At 21.4% G+C, this 20,735-nt stretch carries 14 protein-coding genes; 5 read left to right on the forward strand and 9 right to left on the reverse strand.

Annotation, left to right across the window (positions count from 1 at the left end):
- Window positions 1–78: 78 nt before the first annotated feature.
- Together SFLOR_RS03595 and SFLOR_RS03600 are read right to left on the reverse strand one after the other, a co-directional pair.
- Window positions 79–1,905, reverse strand: coding sequence for a lipoprotein (locus SFLOR_RS03595; protein ID WP_100916724.1), 1,827 nt, complete (start codon window positions 1,903–1,905; stop codon window positions 79–81).
- Window positions 1,906–2,066: 161 nt separating this feature from the next.
- Window positions 2,067–3,944, reverse strand: coding sequence for a lipoprotein (locus tag SFLOR_RS03600; RefSeq protein ID WP_100916725.1), 1,878 nt, complete (start codon window positions 3,942–3,944; stop codon window positions 2,067–2,069).
- Window positions 3,945–4,111: 167 nt separating this feature from the next.
- On the opposite strand from SFLOR_RS03600, the gene SFLOR_RS03605 reads away from it, so the two are divergent.
- Entirely contained in the window at window positions 4,112–4,441 is a 330-nt protein-coding gene (locus SFLOR_RS03605) for a hypothetical protein (protein WP_100916301.1), read from the forward strand.
- Window positions 4,408–5,262, forward strand: a complete 855-nt coding sequence (locus SFLOR_RS03610; RefSeq protein ID WP_100916333.1) for a DDE-type integrase/transposase/recombinase — start codon at window positions 4,408–4,410, stop codon at window positions 5,260–5,262. The genes SFLOR_RS03605 and SFLOR_RS03610 overlap by 34 nt, the downstream gene beginning before the upstream one ends.
- A gap of 507 nt (window positions 5,263–5,769) precedes the next feature.
- Here the strand turns inward: SFLOR_RS03610 and SFLOR_RS03615 are convergent.
- Complete coding sequence (locus SFLOR_RS03615; protein WP_100916726.1) at window positions 5,770–7,608, reverse strand: hypothetical protein; 1,839 nt, start codon at window positions 7,606–7,608, stop codon at window positions 5,770–5,772.
- A gap of 181 nt (window positions 7,609–7,789) precedes the next feature.
- Between SFLOR_RS03615 and SFLOR_RS03620 the strand changes: the two genes are divergently transcribed.
- Complete coding sequence (locus SFLOR_RS03620; protein WP_100916727.1) at window positions 7,790–7,987, forward strand: hypothetical protein; 198 nt, start codon at window positions 7,790–7,792, stop codon at window positions 7,985–7,987.
- Window positions 7,988–8,372: 385 nt separating this feature from the next.
- Here SFLOR_RS03620 and SFLOR_RS03625 read toward each other — a convergent pair whose 3' ends face one another.
- The 3 genes from SFLOR_RS03625 to SFLOR_RS03635 all read right to left on the reverse strand — a co-directional run bounded on the left by SFLOR_RS03625 (window position 8,373) and on the right by SFLOR_RS03635 (window position 14,388).
- Window positions 8,373–10,247, reverse strand: a complete 1,875-nt coding sequence (locus SFLOR_RS03625; protein ID WP_157806947.1) for a lipoprotein — start codon at window positions 10,245–10,247, stop codon at window positions 8,373–8,375.
- 121 nt (window positions 10,248–10,368) lie between these two features.
- The gene (locus SFLOR_RS03630; RefSeq protein ID WP_100916729.1) at window positions 10,369–12,246 is read right to left on the reverse strand and encodes a hypothetical protein; all 1,878 of its coding nucleotides are present in this window, start codon (window positions 12,244–12,246) and stop codon (window positions 10,369–10,371) included.
- 327 nt (window positions 12,247–12,573) lie between these two features.
- The gene (locus SFLOR_RS03635; RefSeq protein ID WP_100916730.1) at window positions 12,574–14,388 is read right to left on the reverse strand and encodes a lipoprotein; all 1,815 of its coding nucleotides are present in this window, start codon (window positions 14,386–14,388) and stop codon (window positions 12,574–12,576) included.
- Window positions 14,389–14,557: 169 nt separating this feature from the next.
- Between SFLOR_RS03635 and SFLOR_RS03640 the strand changes: the two genes are divergently transcribed.
- A complete protein-coding gene (locus tag SFLOR_RS03640; protein ID WP_100916301.1) occupies window positions 14,558–14,887 on the forward strand; it encodes a hypothetical protein in 330 nt (109 codons plus the stop codon).
- A complete protein-coding gene (locus SFLOR_RS03645; RefSeq protein WP_100916333.1) occupies window positions 14,854–15,708 on the forward strand; it encodes a DDE-type integrase/transposase/recombinase in 855 nt (284 codons plus the stop codon). Before SFLOR_RS03640 ends, SFLOR_RS03645 begins: the two co-directional genes overlap by 34 nt.
- Window positions 15,709–15,796: 88 nt before the next feature.
- Here the strand turns inward: SFLOR_RS03645 and SFLOR_RS03650 are convergent, their stop codons facing one another.
- The 3 genes from SFLOR_RS03650 to SFLOR_RS03660 form a co-directional block, all read right to left on the reverse strand.
- Window positions 15,797–17,668 carry a lipoprotein gene (locus tag SFLOR_RS03650; RefSeq protein ID WP_100916731.1) on the reverse strand — a complete coding sequence of 624 codons (1,872 nt, stop codon included), beginning with the start codon at window positions 17,666–17,668 and terminating at the stop codon, window positions 15,797–15,799.
- Window positions 17,669–18,213: 545 nt separating this feature from the next.
- The gene (locus SFLOR_RS03655) at window positions 18,214–18,966 is read right to left on the reverse strand and encodes an NYN domain-containing protein (protein ID WP_100916732.1); all 753 of its coding nucleotides are present in this window, start codon (window positions 18,964–18,966) and stop codon (window positions 18,214–18,216) included.
- Between the two features lie 76 nt (window positions 18,967–19,042).
- On the reverse strand, window positions 19,043–20,695 hold the full coding sequence (locus SFLOR_RS03660) for a DNA/RNA helicase domain-containing protein (RefSeq protein WP_100916733.1): 1,653 nt from the start codon (window positions 20,693–20,695) through the stop codon (window positions 19,043–19,045).
- Window positions 20,696–20,735 lie beyond the last annotated feature (40 nt).

Here is a 20,735-nt window from a genome sequence, read left to right on the forward strand (position 1 = left end):
CTACTCTTTATTAAATTCTTTTAGTTTCTAATAAACAAAATAAAATTAATTAAATATATTTCTAAAGAAATAAGTTAATTAAAATAATCAGAAAAAATCATCATTTGCTGAATAATTCTTATCAAATTTCACTTTTAGTTTCAATATTCCAAACAAGTTTAATGTCATAGAATTTAAATTGTCAAATACTTTGATATTTACAGTATCAGTTAATCTAATAAAACTCCAGTTTAAGCCAGTATTATTAATTGATATTTTAGGATTAATTATATTCTCATTATAAAAGTTAATTGAGAAATATATATCCTTTTCTTTAAATGTGTTTTCATTTATATTAATTAGATTCAAGTTTGACTTTTTATTTTTAAAATAAAATTGACTAAAATCAACTAATCTTTGATTAATTTTAGTTCCAGTTAAAGAAAATTCATCTTTTTTGTTAACAATAGTTCAAACACGTTTTTGAATATAATTTGGATTAAAATTCATATTAAAATAAAAATAATCAGGTCTTTTTTTAATTGGATCATATATATTTTTATAAACATTAAATAATTTTAAAGAAAAATCAGCAAGAGTTTTATAATTTTCATCATTTATACCATTCATTGAATAAGAAATTGCCAATTTAAAATCAGGCAATTGATGAGCGTAACTTTCTTCACCTGTCCCTATTTTTATACTTGGTCCCACAAATTCAACATTTCCTATTGCTATTGCAAGTTTATAACTGTTAGTTTTTTGATACTCAGATATTTCACTTTTAGTTAAGAAACTATCTAAAAAACTATCTTGTATATTTTTATAACTATTTCGAACTTTAGATCATTTCAAAGCAGTAAATTGATCATTTAATAAAAAGTTATTTAACTCATTTTCATCTGCTAAAAATATTTTATCTACTTTATTTTTTTCTTCTAACTTAGATAAATCGAAAGTTACAATATCATCATCACTTTTATATAAATTGTTAATAATTAAGTAATTTTTATTTGATTGAGCAAAATCCTCTGTTTTATAAATACTTTTTTTATCATATTTTATTTTCATTGTTGGAAACTGTTTTTTAAAATACTTATTATTAATAGTTTCTAATAAAGCCTCATGAAAATCATTCTTTTCATTATAGTATTTTTTTAATTGAGAATTTGAAGTAGCATATGCATCTGAATCATCTTTATATCCCTTAATATCACTTCATTTTAAATTCACATATTTTTGTGTTTCTTCGGAAATAAACATATCTTTGGCAATATTTTTATTCATTTCATCTCCAACTTTTTTAAAAGACTCACTTTCAGTTGAAGTATATTTTAATGTTCCAGATTGTTTAAATTTTTCAATATCACTAACTCCTTTATATTGAGTTACAATTTTATAGTCAACTATCACATTTCCTATATAGGTACCTGAAACTATCTCTCCTGAATTAATTTGAAAATTATCATTAAAAACTAATTCAACATGTTCAAAAACTGATTCAACTTCATCAAGAATTATTTTATATTTATTTATTTTTTTAAAATCATTTAATTTTTCTTCTAATAATTTTACTTTAAATAATTTCTCTACATCATTTGTTAGTTGTTGCTTATTTTGACTTGTTAATTTATCTTTTCACTCTGGTTTAGAGAACTTTTGAATATTAAACTTATTTAAAAATTCATTTTGCACTTCCATACTTTCAACACCAATCAAATTGCTAACAACTTGTTTTTCATAATGTTCTGTTCATATTTTTATTACATCTTGTTCAAAATCTTGAACAATTTGAGTAATATCTTTTTTAGGTTCTTCTGGTTTATTTTCTGGTTTATTTTCTGGTTTTGTACCACATGCAACTGCACTAGTAGCAGATGATGAAACAACTCCAATTGTTGCCAATACACTTAATAATTTTTTCATTTTCCTCCTTTTTTAAAGAGCTATTAAAATACAAATAAAACAATTCAAATTGATATAGATAATTATAAAAAAAAAAAAAAAAGTCAAGTTTATTGACTTTTCTTCAAAAAAGTTGACCTAAATGTCTACTCATTCCATCTCACTTTATTAAATATTTTTTATTAGTATTTAAACTTAACAAATGCTTTTGAATCTTGATTTTCAGATAATTTAAATAATTTTTCGTATTTAAAATTAACTGCTAAATAACCCAATTTAAATGTAATTGAATCAGGATTTTTATCTTTTGCTCCACCCTTTGCTGATGTAAATACAAATATATCATCATTTAATGAAGCTGTTATTTTATTATTTCTATTTCCTCAAACTCTACTTGAGGCATAATCAAATAAATTATTAGAGTCATTAATATTGATAAAAAATGATTCATAAACTGGTTTATCAGATAAAGTTGAAGTTTTTATATTCTTTAAAAGAATACTATGTATTTGTGAAGTATTTGCATATATAATCGTTCAAAATACTGTTGCTAAATAACCTTCTCCCAAATCACCTGGATTATTTTTGTAATATTTTTTCATATTAGAAATTAAGTTTTTATCTCCAATATTCATTAAATAATCTTCATTAGAATTAAATTCAGGATATTTAAAATTTGAATCAATTCCATAAAAATTATGAAACTCTTTTATTATTTCTTTAGATGTAAACTCGCTTAAATAATCAATCATTTGTGAATCATTATTTGAAGCATTGTAAGTTATTGATAAATTAAAATCAGGTAACTCATGATTATATTTATTTTCTCCAGTTCCAATAATAATATTTACTCCTTTAATTTTGACATTTCCAATTGAACTTGCATTATTAAACTCATTTGTTTTTTGAACTGTAGTAATTTGATCTTGAGACATTTTTATATCTTTAAGATAATTATTTTTTAAATCTAATAACTCCTTATTTCACTTTTGAATATTTGTTTTTGTAAAATATAATTCTTTTAAAGAATCTATATTTATTTTACTATTTGGATCATTTCTAAAAATAGCTTTAAATATTTTTTCAGAACTAGCTTCTGAACTTATATAATTTTCAAATGAGTTAGAACTTTTATTTTCAAAAACATTAAGTAAATTGGTTTTAAACTTTGAATCTAAGTAAATATTGCTATTGCTAAACTCTAAATTTAGATTTTGAAAACTTGTAAAGTACTTTTGCTTAATAAAATCAATTAAATTTTTTTTATACTCATCATTTGAATTTATATATTTTTTTATTTCATCAGAAAAATCCCCAAAACCTTCATAAGTTTGTTTATTTCCTTTTATGTTGTTTCATTCAAAATTAGAATATTTTCTCATTTCATTTGAAACTAAAAAATCTTTTTCAGTATTTTTTACTAAATTATCTCCTACTAGTTTAAATGTTGCATCATCTGTTGAAGTATATTTTAATATATCTTTTATTTCAAATTTTTCTATAGAGTTTTTTCCCTTATATTTAATATTTACTTTATACTCATTTATAAAATTTCCAATATAAACTCCTTGAGATAATTCTCCTGATTTTATTTTAAGATTATCATTATAGATAATTTCTACTCCATCAAAAATAAAATCAATATCATCTAAAATAACTTTATATTTATTCACCTTTTTTAATTCATTTAATTTTTGTGCAAGCAAAGTAGAATTTAAAATTAAGTTCTCATCATATTCAATATCTTTTTTATCTTTTAAAGTTAACTCTTTTTCTTTATTTGAAAAAGCTGTTATTTTATCTTTTTTAATAAATAAATGTTTTTTTTCACTTTCTTGTATTCCAATCAAATTTTGCATAACCTCATTTTTAATATGATCTATATAAATATTTGTTGCTTCATCTTTAAAGTCTTTTATAATTTTATTTAAATCTTCTTTTGGTTGCTCAGGTTTATTTTCAGGGTTTTTATTTTCTGATTTTGTACCACATGCAACCACTGTCACAGTTGCTGATGAAGTAATACCAAATACTGCCAACATACTTAATAACTTTTTCATTTTTCCTCCTTTTTAAAGAACTATTAAAATACAAATAAACAATTCAAATTGATATCAATAATTATAAAAAAAAAAAAAAAAGTCAAGTTTATTGACTTTATTCTACTCAGAATGTTCCCCCCATTTAGGCAACAATTTTTATACAATAATAGAAAAGGATAAAGTATATGGCAAAAAAAGGACAAAAGTTTAGAAAGTGAACTCAAGAAGAAAAAGAAAAAATTATTGAATTAAGTTTGAATGGTTATTCTCTAAAGGAAATAGCATTAAAATTTAACTCAACTACAGGATCAATTGGAACAATAATAAACAAATACAAAAATACAGATATTGGTGATTCAAAAACTCGTTTACCTTATAAAATAGATTACAGTATATCTCAAAAGGCAAATGATCTGTTTGTAGGAATTCTATTTGATTACAATAAGGAATTAATTAAGGAGAATGATATTTTAAAAAAGCAATGAGCCTCCAAGGCCAAAACCAAAAAGAAATAGTTCAACAATTATTGATAAATACCAAGAGCAATAGAACAATGATTTGTAAAATTTTAAATATTAATAGAACATCAACATATAAAAAAAATAAAACTTTAATGAATTTCCTGGATGATACAAGAATTATGAATTTAGTTATTTCAGAAATTGAAAGGAATAATTTCCTTAGTGCTTATAGTGCTAAAAGATGAGCCCTATATTTTAAATTAAATTATATTGACCCTTTCAGAATTAATCATAAAAAATTAGAACGTATATTTAAAAAATTTAATCATATTGCATATTACATTAAGAAACAATCTAAACATGAGATTAAAAGATATAACGAAACTATTAGAAAGAATTATTTAAAAGAAGCAAAAGAAATTGGTTTTGAAAATATTTGAACTAGTGATATAACTGAATTTTCAGTTAAAACAAAAAAAGGTTATATTTGCACAGTTCAAGATAATTTAACTGGAGAAATAATAGGAAAATCTAAAAGAATTGATAATCAAAAAACAGATTTTGTTCTTGAAGCTGTAGAAATGGCATATAAAAATAAAAAATATTTAGGTTCAATATTATTACATTCAGATAATGGAAATCAATATACCTCTCTGGATTACATAAGTTTATGTAATGATTTACAAATTATTAGAAGCTATTCAAAACCAGGAACACCTCATCATAATGGTAAACATGAAAGTTTTCATGGTCGTTTAAAAGATGAAACTATAAGAACATGTCATATTGAAAACATTAATCAATGTATGGAAATAGCATGAGCATGATTGGACTTTTATAATAATGATAGAATTAGAATGAATAAAAAATGATAAAAAAAAAAAAAAAAACGTTCCCAATTTGGGGGGAACGTTGTCACCTCAAGAAATTATTGCTTAATATATTTCTTATAGAATATCTGCAAGATTTGTAATTGCTACTTTAAATAGAGCAATTAATATTATTTAAAAAATAAAAAATCTGAGTTGAATAACTATTTAACTCAGATTATGGATTTCAATAGACAAGTTAAACTTGAAAAACTGTTTGTAACCCGAACTATTTAATTATATCAATGGAAATGAGAAACAAGCATGCGTAAATAAAATGATTATTGAAAGTTGTCACTTTTTACTTATAAAGGAACAATTCATAATAACAAATATAAATCACTTAAACATTATATAACTAATGATATGACTCAAGAAAATTTTAAAATAGTTTTTTTAATAGAGAATAAGAAAATAAAGATGTCTTTTATCGAACAATAACTAGATAAATAAAAAATAGGCTAAAAAGCCTATTCACTTCATTTAACATAAAAATATAAAATACTAATAATTTTAAAATAATATAAAACGTCCTTTAGAGTAAGTTACATTTTTATCAAAATATACTTTTATTTTAATAAGTCCAAATAAATTTATTTCAATATATTCTAATTCTTTAAAAATTTTATCCCCCGTATTACTAGTTCACTTTGATAAAATTAAATAAGCATTATTATCATCTCTACTTAGAAACGCTAAACCTCTTTGTTGTTCATAAGATAAATTTTCATTTGTTGCTTTTATTGTAAAAATGATATCTTTATTTTTAAATATATTCTCAAAACCTTTTGTTTTGCTTAATAATTCTTTCATTCTTGTATAATAAACACTGTCAAATTTTTTTAAATATTCATTAATATCTGAGTTAGTTTTAGGTTGAAAAGTAGCAAATTGTTCCTTTGAAAATAGATAATTATCAAAATATAAACCAAAAACATAACTATAACCATATCTCTCTTCTTTTTCAGCAACATTTGCATTAGGTTTATAAACTTGTTTGTATATATCAAATAATCTCATTCCAAATTCACTAAAAGGTTGTTGAATTTGTTCATTGTTACCATTAATAGAGTAAGTAACTATTAATTTAAAATCAGGCATTTGATGATTATAAAAAGAATCTTCTTTTCCAATCTTAATGCTTGGTCCAATAAACTCTATGTAACCTATAGCTATTGCTAATTTGTAACTATCACTTTTTTGATACTCAGATATTTCATTTTTATTTAAAAATTTTGTTAAAAATTCATTTTGAGTTTTTAAATATGCATCTCTTATTTTAGAGATATTTCTATTTGAATAATATTTATCTAATAAAAAAAACTTTATACTTTCTTCATCACCTTGAAGAATTTTGGAGATCTCTTTTTTATCTTTTTCAATTGTTAAATTGAAACTTTCTTCACTCTCTTTATTTTCAGCAATATTATTTATAATTAAATAATCTTTGTTTTCTTTTACAAAGTCAGAAGTCTTATAAATATTTTTTTTATCATATCTAATTTCTAATGAAGGAAATTTTGAATTAAAATATTTTTTAATTGTATTTAATAAAAGTTGATGAAAATCTTTATTACCATCAAAATATAATTTTAAATCAGTATTTGAGTCTATATATCCATCAAGATCATTGGAACTTTTTTGTTTAACATTATTTCATTTTAAGATAACAGAATCTTTAGTTTCTTGTGAAGTAAACATATCTTTTGCAATATTTTTATACATTACTTCTCCAACTTCTTTAAAAGTATCATTATCTGTTGATGTATATTTCAATGTTCCTGACTGTATAAATTTTTCTATATTATTAAGTCCTTTATATTTAGTAATAATTTTATAATCAATAATTACATTTCCTATATAAACTCCTGGAATAATTTCACCAGAATTAATTTGAAAATTATCATTAAAAATTAACTCAACATGTTCAAAAACTGAATCAATTTCATCAAGAATTACTTTATATTTACTTACTTTTTTAAGATCACTTAGTTTTTCTTCTAACAACTTTGATTTAAACAGTTTTTCAACATCATTTGTCAACTGTTGTTTATTTTGACTTGTTAATTTATCTTTATTTTCTGGTTTTGAAAATTTTTGAATATTATATTTGTTCAAAAATTCATTTTTTTCTTCCATACTTTCAAGAGCAATTAAATTATTTCTAACTTCTTTTTCATAATGTTGTGATCAAATTTTTGTAACATCTTGTTCAAAATCTTGAACTATTTGAGTAATATCTTTTTTTGAGTTTTCAGAATTATTTTTTGATTTTATACTACATGCAGCTACGCCAATAGTTGATGAAGAAATAAAACAAAATGCTGTTAAGAAACTTAATAATCTTTTCATGTTTTTCCTCCTTTTTTAAAGAGTTTAAAAACAAATAAGTAATTCAAATTGGTATTTTTAATTATATAAAAAAAAAAAAAAAATGCAAGACTAATTTTACTAAACTTAATTGTAGACTAGACTAAGTTAAAAAAGTAGGTATTGAAATTTATCTAAAATATTTAAAAGAAAGAAGATAAAAATGGCAAAACTTGGTCAAAAATTTACTAAACACAAAGAAGAGTTTAAAGTAAATATAATACTTTATGTAAATGAAAATGATGTAACAAAAGCTTATAAATCAACAATAATTAATGGATTACCAAAAAAAATATTACATCAGATATCTCTTTTAGAATGCTTACAAAATTTGAATTTCTACTTTAAAAAGAACAATTAATATTATTTAAAAAATAAAAAACCTGAGAGAAATAATTATTCACTTAGATTATGAGTTCAATACACAAGCAAAGTCTAAAAAAATTATTTGTTATTCAAACAATTTAATTACATCAATGAGAACAAAAAACATGTGCAAATAACATTATTATTGAAAGTTATTATTCTTTACTTAAAAAAAAATTCATACTAATAAATATGAATCACTTAAGCATTATATAACTGATAATATCAAATAAAATAAAGGATATAACTCAAGAAAATCTTAAAATAGTTTTTTTAAAATATAGAATAAAAAATAAAGATGTCTTTTGTGTGACAACAACTATATAAATAAAAAAATAGGCTAAAAAAGCCTACTCACTCTAAATGCTTTATTTTTTTAACTAAATAAACTTAATAAAAACTTTTGACTCTTGACTTTCTAATAGCTTAAATAGTTTTTCATACTTTAAATTAACTGCTAAATAACCTATTTTTAAACTAATAGAATCAGGATTTTTATCTTTTGCTCCAGCTTTTGCAGGAATAAAAGAAATATCATTATCTTTTAAAACAAATTCAATTTTATTATTTATGCGAGCATTTCCATTTTTTCCGTTTTCAATATCTAATAAGTTTTCTGAATAATTTAGGCCAAATAAATATGTTCTATATACATCTTGATTTGCCATTGAACTAATTTTTAAATTTCTAAAAAAATTAATTTTATCTTGTGAATTAATATAAAATAAAATACCTCAAATTAAAGGATCCAAATATCCATTATAAGGATAATTAATATTTTTAAGATTTTCTTTTATTTGTCGAATTATTTCTTTGTTTCCAATACTCATTAAATAATCCTCATTAGAATTAAATTCAGGATATTTGAAATTTGAATCAATTCCATAAAAATCATGTAACCCTTTTATTTGAATTTTTGATGTAAATTCACTTAAATTGTTTATTTTATCTGCTTCATTATTAGAAACATTATATGTTAAAGATAAATTAAAATCAGGTAACTCATGATTATATTTATTTTCTCCAGTTCCAATAATAATATTTATTCCTTTAATTTTAACATTTCCAATTGAACTTGCATTATTAAACTCATTTGTTTTTTGAACTGTATTAATTTGTTCTTGAGACATTTTTATATCTTTAAGATAATTATTTTTTAAATCTAATAACTCCTTATCTCATTTTTCCATGTTAGTTTTTGTAAAATATATTTCTTTTAAAGAATCTATATTTGTTTTACTATTTGGATCATTTCTATAAACAGCTTTAAATATTTTCTCAGAGTTAGCTTCTGAACTTGTATAGTTTTCAAATGATTTAGTAGTTTTATTTTCAAAAACATTAAATAAATTAGTTTTAAACCTTGAATCTAAGTAAATATTGTTATTGCTAAACTCTAAATTTAGATTTTGAAAACTTGTAAAGTACTTTTGCTTAATAAAATCAATTAAATTTTTTTTATACTCATCATTTGAATTTATGTATTTTTTTATCTCATCAGAAAAGTCACCAAATCCTTCATAAGTTTGTTTATTTTCTTTTATGTTATTTCATTCAAAATTAGAATATTTTCTCATTTCATTTGAAACTAAAAAATCTTTTTCAATATTTTTTACTAAATTATCTCCTACTAGTTTAAATGTTTCACTATCTGTTGAAGTATATTTTAATATATCTTTTATTTCAAATTTCTCTTTAGAGTTTTTCCCCTTATATTTAATATTTACTTTATATTCATTTATAAAGTTTCCAATATAAACTCCTTGAGATAATTCTCCTGATTTTATTTTAAGATTATCATTATAGATAATTTCTACTCCATCAAAAATAGAATCAATATCATCTAAAATAACTTTATATTTATTCACCTTTTTTAACTCATTTAATTTTTGAGCAAGTAAAGTAGAGTTTAAAATTAAATTCTCATCATATTCAATATCTTTTTTATCTTTTAAAGTTAATTCTTTTTCTTTATTTGAAAAAGCTGTTATTTTATCTTTTTTAATAAATAAATGCTTTTTTTCACTTTCTTGTATTCCAATAAGATTTTGCATAACTTCATTTTTAATATGATTTATATAAATATTTGTTGCTTCATTTTGAAAGTCTTTTATAATTTTATTTAAATCATCTTTTGGTTGCTCAGGCTTATTTTCTGAGTTTTTATTTTCTGTTTTAGTACCACAAGCAACAACTGTAACAGTTGCTGATGAAGTAATACCAAATACTGCCAACATACTTAATAACTTTTTCATTTTTCCTCCTTTTGTAAGAGCTATTAAAATACAAATAAACAATTCAAATTGATACCAATGATTATAAAAAAAAAAAAAAAAGTCAAATTTTTGACTTTTCTTTAATAAAATTATCTTTAAACTATACAAATTTAATAAATATTTTTGATTTTTGACTTTCAGATAAATTAAATAATTTTTCATACTTAAAGTTAACTGCTAAGTAACCCAATTTAAATGTAATTAAATCAGGGCTATTACTTTTGCTTCCACCTTTTGTAGGAATAAGAGATATATCATTTTCGTTTATAGTAGGGTCAACTTTATTATTATAATAAGTTCCATTACTTGAAGATGAAAAATCCTTTAGAAATTTTGAATGGTTTTCAAAAATAAAATGCACAAAACCTAATGCATTAGTTGACAACATATTAAAAATATTTAAATTACTAATAAATTCCTTAGATTTTTGATAACTTACACTACTTCAAATATTTCAAAAAACTTGACTAAAAGTTCCTGGAAATTTTAATTGATATTCATTACTAAATTTTTTCTTTATATTTGAAATTATTTCTTTATTTCCAATATTCATTAAATAATCTTGATCAGAATTAAACTCTGGATATTTAAAATTTGAATCTATTCCATAAAAATTATGCATACCTTTTATTATTACTTTTGAAGTAAACTCACTTAAAAAGTCAACTTTTTCTTCAACTTTTGAAGAAGCATTATATGTTACAGATAAATTGAAATCAGGCAATTCATGAATATATTTATTAATTCCAGAACCTATTGTAATAGTTGCCCCTTTCAATTTAAAATTTCCTATTGAATCTGCACTAATATATTCATTAGATTTTTCAATTAAATTAGTTTGTTGATCTGTTAATTTCAAATTTTTAAGATAATTACTTTTTAAAGTAATTAGTTCTTTATTTCATTTATCCATATTATTATTTGTAAAATAAAGTTCTTTTAAAATTTGTTTAGTTGATTCACTATTTGGATCATTTCTAAAAATAGTTTTAAAAATTTTCTCAGAGTTTTGATCTGACTTTGTATAATCCTCAAAAGACTTTGCACTTTTACTTTCAAATACATTTAATAAATTATTTTTAAAACTTGAATCCATAAAAATGTTGTTTTTATTAAATTCTAAGTTAAGATTTTGAAAACTTTCAAAATAATTTTGTTTAATAAAGCTAATTAAACTATTTTTATACTCATCATTTAAATTTATATAATTTTTTATCTCATTTGAGAATTCACCATAGCCTTCATAACTTTGTTTATTTCCTTTTATGTTATTTCATTCAAAATTAGAATATTTTTTCATTTCACTTGAAACTAAAAAATCTTTTTCCATATTTTTTGCTAGATTATCTGCTGCTAATTTAAATGCTTCACTATCTGTTGAAGTATATTTTAATATATCTTTAATTTCAAATTTTTCTATAGAGTTTTTACCTTTATACCTAATATTTATTTTATATTCATTTATAAAGTTTCCAATATAAACTCCTTGAGATAACTCTCCTGATTTTATTTTAAGATTATCATTATAGATAATTTCTACTCCATCAAAAATAGAATCAATATCATCTAAAATAACTTTGTATTTATTTACTTTTTTCAATTCATTTAATTTTTGAGCAAGCAATGTAGAATTTAAAATTAGGTTTTCATCATTTTCAATATCTTTTTTATCTTTTAAAGTTAACTCTTTTTCTTTATTTGTGAAATCTTTTATTTTATCTTTTTTAATAAATAAATGTTTTTTTTCACTCTCTTGTACTCCAATAAGATTTTGCATAACTTCCTTTTTAATATGATCTATATAAATATTTGTTACTTCATCTTGATAGTCCTTTATAATTTGGTTTAAATCTTCTTTAGGTTGCTCAGGCTTATTTTCTGAGTTTTTATTTTCTGTTTTAGTACCACAAGCAACAACTGTAACAGTAGTTGATGAAATAATACCAAATACTGCCAACATACTTAATGACTTTTTCATTTTTCCTCCTTTTAATAAACTTTAAAAAACAAATAAACAATTCAAATTGATATTGCTAATTATAAAAAAAAAAAAAAAAGTCAAATTTTTGACTTTATTCTACTCACTTAACATATCATTTTAATAAATAAAAAAAATAGGCAAAGTGCCTACTCACTTCAAAAATTAGTTTAACTAAATTTTTATATTTTACTGCTCCAACTTATTTTTAATAACTTTGTATATATTTTTATTTTCACAATAAATGCAAGTCCCAATTAAAGTTCTTATAAATAAATAATATACAAATTAAATAAATATAATTTGAAATCTATATTTTTATATTTATTAGAATATAATACTTCATTCATTTACAATATAACTTCTATCAAACTTTAGTTTTATTTTAATAATTCCAAATAAATTTAATGTCATATAATCAAAATTTTGAAATGGAGTTTTTAGAAAATTTGAAGAACTTTCATCATCTATATTAACTCTAAAAAAACTTTCATTATTTCTATTATTAATTCAAACTTGATTATTAACTAAATTTACATCAACATTTTTAATTGAAAAATGTATATATTTTTCTTTAAACATATTATTATTTAAACTTTTTTTATCTAAAGACTCTTTTAAATTAGCATAATAAATATCTTTAAAGTCAGTTAAAGCACTATTTATTTTCAAGTTATTGGCTCCTTTTATCTCTTTTTCCTGTCATATTTTGGTTTTTTTAAAATAAACTGAAGTAGCTGAATAACGTATATTTTTCAAATTAATTTCATAAGTATTTTGATAAACATTAAATAATTTTAATGAGAAATCTATAATAGATTTATAATTTTGATCAGTTATACCATTCATTGAATAAGAAATAGCTAATTTAAAGTCAGGCATTTGATGATTATAACTTGACTCTTCCTTTCCAATTTTAATACTTGGTCCAATAAAATCAATATATCCCATTGCAATTGCAAGTTTATAATTATCAGTTTTTTGATATTCAGATATTTCATTTTTATTTAAAAAATTATTTAAAAAAGTATCTTGAGCAATTTTATAATTACTTCTAATTTTAGATCAATTTGAATAATTAAATTGATCTACTAAGAAACTTTTACTTTCTTGTTCATCTTGAGCAATTATTTTTTGAAATTTTTTGTACTGTTCAGCATTTCTCATGTCAAAACCTATAATATCATTGTCACTTTGATTTAAATTATTGATAACTAAGTAGTCTTTATTTTGTATTGCAAAATCATCTGTTTTATAAATACTTTTTTTGTCATAACTAATTTCCATTGAAGAAAACTCTTGTTTAAAATATTTATCATTAATAGTTTTTAATAAAACTTCATGAAATTCATTATTTTCATTATAGTATTTTTTTAATTGAGAATTTGAACCAACATATGCATCTGAATCATTTTTATTTTCCTTAATATTATTTCATTTTAAATTTACATATTTTTCAGTATCTTTTGAAATAAACATATCTTTTGCAATATTTTTATACATTACATCTCCTACTTTTTTAAATGATTCACTTTCTGTTGAAGTATATTTTAATGTTCCAGATTGTTTAAATTTTTCAACGTCTGCAAGTCCTTTATATTTTGTAACAACTTTATAATCTACGATTACATTTCCTATGTAACTACCAGAAACTATTTCTCCTGATTTAATTTGAAAATTATCATTAAAAACTAATTCAACATTTTCAAAAACTGAATCAACTTCATCTAGAATTATTTTATATTTATTTACTTTTTTAAGTTCATTTAACTTTTCTTCTAATAACTTAACTTTAAATAGTTTTTCTACATCATTTGTTAATTGTTTTTTATTTTCATTTGTTAACTTATCTTTATTTTCTGGTTTAGAGAATTTTTGAATATTATATTTATTTAAAAATTCATTACTTTCTTCCATACTTTCAACACCAATTAAATTTGCTGCAACTTCTTTTTCATAATGTTGTGATCAAATTTTGCTAACTTCTTGTTCAAAATCTTGAACAATTTTAGTAATATCTTTTTTAGGCTCTTCAGGTTTATTTTCATTTTTCGACTCTGTTTTAGTGCCACAAGCAACTACTGTTACAGTTGCTGATGAAGTAATAGCAAATACTGACAAAATACTTAATAATTTTTTCATTTCTCCTCCTTTTATAAGAGCTATATAAAATTCAAATAAACAATTCAAATTGATATTGCTAATTATAAAAAAAAAAAAAAAAGTCAAGTTTATTGACTTTATTCCACTAACGAATGTTCCCCCCATTTAGGCAACAATTTTTATACAATAATAGAAAAGGATAAAGTATATGGCAAAAAAAGGACAAAAGTTTAGAAAGTGAACTCAAGAAGAAAAAGAAAAAATTATTGAATTAAGTTTGAATGGTTATTCTCTAAAGGAAATAGCATTAAAATTTAACTCAACTACAGGATCAATTGGAACAATAATAAACAAATACAAAAATACAGATATTGGTGATTCAAAAACTCGTTTACCTTATAAAATAGATTACAGTATATCTCAAAAGGCAAATGATCTGTTTGTAGGAATTCTATTTGATTACAATAAGGAATTAATTAAGGAGAATGATATTTTAAAAAAGCAATGAGCCTCCAAGGCCAAAACCAAAAAGAAATAGTTCAACAATTATTGATAAATACCAAGAGCAATAGAACAATGATTTGTAAAATTTTAAATATTAATAGAACATCAACATATAAAAAAAATAAAACTTTAATGAATTTCCTGGATGATACAAGAATTATGAATTTAGTTATTTCAGAAATTGAAAGGAATAATTTCCTTAGTGCTTATAGTGCTAAAAGATGAGCCCTATATTTTAAATTAAATTATATTGACCCTTTCAGAATTAATCATAAAAAATTAGAACGTATATTTAAAAAATTTAATCATATTGCATATTACATTAAGAAACAATCTAAACATGAGATTAAAAGATATAACGAAACTATTAGAAAGAATTATTTAAAAGAAGCAAAAGAAATTGGTTTTGAAAATATTTGAACTAGTGATATAACTGAATTTTCAGTTAAAACAAAAAAAGGTTATATTTGCACAGTTCAAGATAATTTAACTGGAGAAATAATAGGAAAATCTAAAAGAATTGATAATCAAAAAACAGATTTTGTTCTTGAAGCTGTAGAAATGGCATATAAAAATAAAAAATATTTAGGTTCAATATTATTACATTCAGATAATGGAAATCAATATACCTCTCTGGATTACATAAGTTTATGTAATGATTTACAAATTATTAGAAGCTATTCAAAACCAGGAACACCTCATCATAATGGTAAACATGAAAGTTTTCATGGTCGTTTAAAAGATGAAACTATAAGAACATGTCATATTGAAAACATTAATCAATGTATGGAAATAGCATGAGCATGATTGGACTTTTATAATAATGATAGAATTAGAATGAATAAAAAATGATAAAAAAAAAAAAAAAACGTTCCCAATTTGGGGGGAACGTTGAACTTTATAAGTTGATAGTTAAATTAGATTTAAAAAATTTAAACGATACTTAAATAAATTTAACAAATATTTTTGTTTTTTGCCCATCTTTTAATTTAAATAATTTTTCATACTTAAAGTTAACTGCTAAATATCCTAGTTTAAATGTAATAGAATCTGACTCTCTATTTTTTTCTCCACTAACAGCTGGATTTAAGTTTAATCCATCATTTTCTAATTTATAATCTAGTTTATTATTTTTTATTCCATTATTAGATGAATATTTATAATTAAACAAATTATCAATAGAGTTATCAAATATATAATAATTATAAGAAATACTTCCTATTGTATTTCATAATTTAGATAACTCAAATATTTTTTTAGCTTTTGAATTCTCTATTTGATCATTTACAAAACGATGGAACATATGTGAGACATTTCCATTGTCAAAACTTTTATACACGCCTTTTTTTATACTTTCTATTATTTCTTTATTACCTATATTCATTAAGTAATCCTCATCAGAATTAAAATCTGGATATTTATATTCTGTATCAATACCATAAACTTTGTGAAAATTACCAATTAATTCTTTTAAAGTATAATCGTTAATTAAATCAACTTTTTGTGATAAGTTTGATGTAACATTATATGTAAATAAGAAATTAAAATTTGGTAACTCATGTTTATATTCATTTTCTCCACTACCTATTAAAATTGAAAGATTTTTAACATTAGCCTGGCTAATTAAGTCTGCATTAATATAAGCACTAGATTTATTAATTGTTTCTAATTGTTCTTTTGTGAATTTTCTATTTTTTATGTATTCATCTTTAAGAGATAAAAACTCTGTATTTCATTGTGTCATATTTTTATCATTAAAATATAAATCTTTTAGTGTTTTTTTACTTTCGCTACTTTCTGCATTTGTTCTAAAAATAGTCTTAAATATTTTTTCTGAACTTGAATTATCATTAAAAGTAGTAAATTTATTTACATCTTTTTTTTCAAATAACATAGCTAAAGATATTTCACTTGATGAATCAGTAATTAAACTTTTATCTTTAGTAAAGTCCATTTTTAGATTTTCAAAATTTTTAAAGTAATTTTCTTTAATAAAATTAATTATTTTAAGTTTATTTTCACTTTTATTATAAAAGTTATCTCCATACTCTGATCTAGTAATTAAATCTGAATATCCCATATATAATTGATCATTATCTTTTTTAACTTGTTGTCACTCTATATTTGAAAATTCTTTCATTTCATTTGAAAATAAAATATCTTTTTCAACATTTTTAATTAAATTATCTGAAGATAATTTAAAAGCTTGACTTTCAGTGGAAGTATATTTAAATGTATCTTTAATCTCGTATTTTTCTATATCATTAATGCCTTTATAATTAACAGTTATTTTGTAATCATTAATAAAATTTCCAATATAAGCATCTTGATTTATTACTCCAGATCTTATTTTAAAATTATTATCAAATATAACTTGAAAATTATTATAAACAGAATCAACAGAATCTAAAATAACTTTATATTCATTAACTTTTTTTAATTCATTCAGTTTTTCTGCCAATAAATCTAGTTTTAAAATTTTACTTTCATCACTATTGATTTCATTTTTATTTTTTGCAGTTATTTCAGTTTCTTTATTAGAAAATTTTAAAATATTGTCTTTTTTAATAAAAGAATAGTTTTTCTCAGTTTCTTGTAAACCAATAAGATTTTGTAAAACTTCAATTTTAATGTGCTCACTATAAATTTTTGTTACATCTTGTTCAAATTTTTGAACTACTTGAGCAATATCTTGTTTTGGTTCTTCTGGTTTTTCAACTTTAGGAGTTTCTTTTTTTGCTCCACATGCAACTACGCCAGTAACTGATGAGGATATAACTCCAACAGTTGCTAATACACTTAACAATTTTTTCATTAGTTTTTTCTCCTTTTTTAAAGAGTTTAAAAAACAAATAAGCAATTCAAATTGGTATTTTTGATTATATATAAAAAAAAAAAAAAAAATGCAAGACTAATTTTACTGAACTTAACTAAGTTGAAAAAAATTAGCATTAAGATTTATGTAAAATATTTAAAGGAAAAAAGATAAATCTAGCAAAACCTGGTCTAAAATTTATAAAATAAAATATAATTAATTAATTTGCAAAGAAAATTATTGCATCAGATATTTCTATAAAATGTCTGCAAAATTTGTAATTTCTCTTTTTAAAAAAGAAATTAATATTATTCAAAAAATAAAAAACAAAATGGATTAACTATTAACTCAAATTATGGAGTTTAATATACAAGTAAAGCATAAAAAACCTTGCAATATAACAATAAATAAAAAGAATATAAATAAAAACCTACTTACTTCATAATAAACAAAAAATAGGTATTAATAGACCTATTTTCTTGAATCCTTTTATAGGATTTATTTTTTATCCTTAATTTTCTACTATTTTTAATTCTTAAAGTTAGTTATTTTAATTTAATAAAATATGTTTTTGATTCAATTTTCATTGAATATACTTCTTTTAAAATATCTTTAAAAAAGATACTTGTTTTGTTATTAGAAGCTCCATAGTTTTTTGGATTAAAATCTGGTAATTTTTTATAAAGATTTTCTATTACTACAGAAAACTGTATATAACCTTGATCATCTTTATCATTATTATCCATTATATTATTTACTAATTCTATTAATTCTTTAACTTTTTTATCATTTAAATTAATAGAGTTTGATTTATTTTTAACAGTTTGTGATTTTTTGTTATTTTCATTGCCAATTGCTTGTTCAATTGTATCTACACTTATAAATCTATCACAAATTTTTTTGTATAATTGATTTGTACCTGATAAACCTGCTCCTATTACAGTTTTATTTTTCAGCTTTAATCGTTTCAATATTGGAGCAAAATCTAAATCATTTGTTGCTAAACAAAAGCAATCAATATATTCTTTATAAAATAACATGTCTTGAACATCTAATGCCATTCTTATATCAACAGTATTTTTACCTTTAGAATAAGAAGGTTCAACAATAAAATCAGTTATACCATAATTTGTAGCTTTTTCTTTTACTTCTTTATCTTTTGTATCACTGTAAAAAGCTCCTTTATATAATATATTTCCCATTTGTTCTAATTCTTCAATTAAAATTTTAAAATGTTGCTCATTATTAAAATTATCAAAATCAATAAAAAGTGCAATATTTTTATTTTTTATTTCCATTATGTCACCCTTTCATAATGAATAAATTATAGACTTATTAATGTTTTGTTTATTTAATTTTTAATATATTATTTTTTTATACTCCTAGCTTATTTTTAATGATTTTATAAATATTTTTATCTTTACAATAAATGTATGCTCCAATTAAAGCTCTTGTTAAAAGAGTCATTAATCGATTATTTTTAATTTTATCTTTTATAGAAATATAGTTTACATTATTTATTTCTATTCCTTTAGGAATATAAATAACAACATAATCTACTTCTAATCCATGAACATAATAAATTGTTGCTATTTCTTCTTTTGAAAATGGAGTATTTAATCATCCAGTTTTAAATTCAAACTTATTGTCATTAATACTAAATGCTTTAATAGATAACTTATTATTTTGTTTTAATAAGTTATTAATATCAAAGTGCATTTCATTTAAATTATTAAAAAGATGAATATTTGCTTTTGAATTATCAATAAATGTTTCATCATCTGAAAATAATGATTCAACCATAGTAATATATTCTGAGTTTTTTAAAAATCTCATTTGATTTAATAGTGTATTTTCATAAATTGATCCTTTTGGATCAATAGATTTAAAAGTATTTTTAATTCATTGTTTTGTTACATTATCTTTTGCATTAATCTTTTGTTGTTCATCCAAACAAATAATAACTGTTTTTGCTACTTTAATAGCATTTGTTACTTGATTCATCGTCAATCTTTGAGCTTCATCAAATAAAATAATTTGATCTTTTGCTTCTTTAAAAGTTTCAACACTTGATGCTCTATTAAATTTATAATTTTGTTCTAAAAAAAGATTTATGTTTTTTACATATGTTGGATTTCTTGCCATTATAAAAGTATTATTTTCATATTTCTTTAAATTTTTGAAATATAAAAATAAAGAATAAAGAAAGATAGTTTTTCCAGTTCCAGCTTTTCCTTCTAAAATTACAAGTTTTTTATTATCTTCTACTTTTTGAACAAAAGTTTTTACTTCTTTTGCTAATTTCATTTGAACATCAGTTAAAACAATATCGTGTTCATTTGTTTTATTTTTTAAAACCTCAACAGTTTTAAATCCTCTTTTATTCTTAGTTTTTTCAAACTCTTCAATAAAATTGCTTTTTTCACAATCTTGAAACACTTCATTTAAATAATTTGCAAATTTGTCATGCTCATCATGTAAGAAAAACTTTAAATTTGTTCCTGTTACTGTTCAATCATTTTTATTTAATTGCAGCTCTTTTTTTATTACAGTACTTCTTTTTAAATTATGAAGATAGGCAACTCCATTTATTTCAAATTCTTTTTCATGATTTTGCATTTGAACAACTGTTTCAAAGAAGTTTATATATCTTTTAATTTGTGAACCCAAATAGCCTCTTCCAGTTTTTCCTGTTAGAAGTTGAATATCATTTCCAAGACTTACTCTGTTAAAAGTTGAATGTTGTTTTAATTCAATTACCAAAACTTTGTCAACTCCTTTTACATTTCCAGTAAGGATGACATCACATCTTGATTCACAAAAATCAAACTTATATTCCAAATATACTTTTACATTTGTGTTTAAGTTTGATTTTTGTATAACTTTAGCAATTTGCATTAAAGATACTTCTCATGCTTTTTGCTCTCCATTTGTAGCTATTTTATATAAATCAGGTAAAACTTCATCAAAAGTTTTTCATAGCATATCATATGAAAAATCTTCTATATTTGCTTCATAACAAATCATAGATATCTCCTATTCTATTCATATTAAAGTTTATAATTAA

This window comes from Spiroplasma floricola 23-6, from assembly GCF_002813555.1.
GTDB classification, from domain to species: domain Bacteria; phylum Bacillota_I; class Bacilli_A; order Mycoplasmatales; family Mycoplasmataceae; genus Spiroplasma_A; species Spiroplasma_A floricola.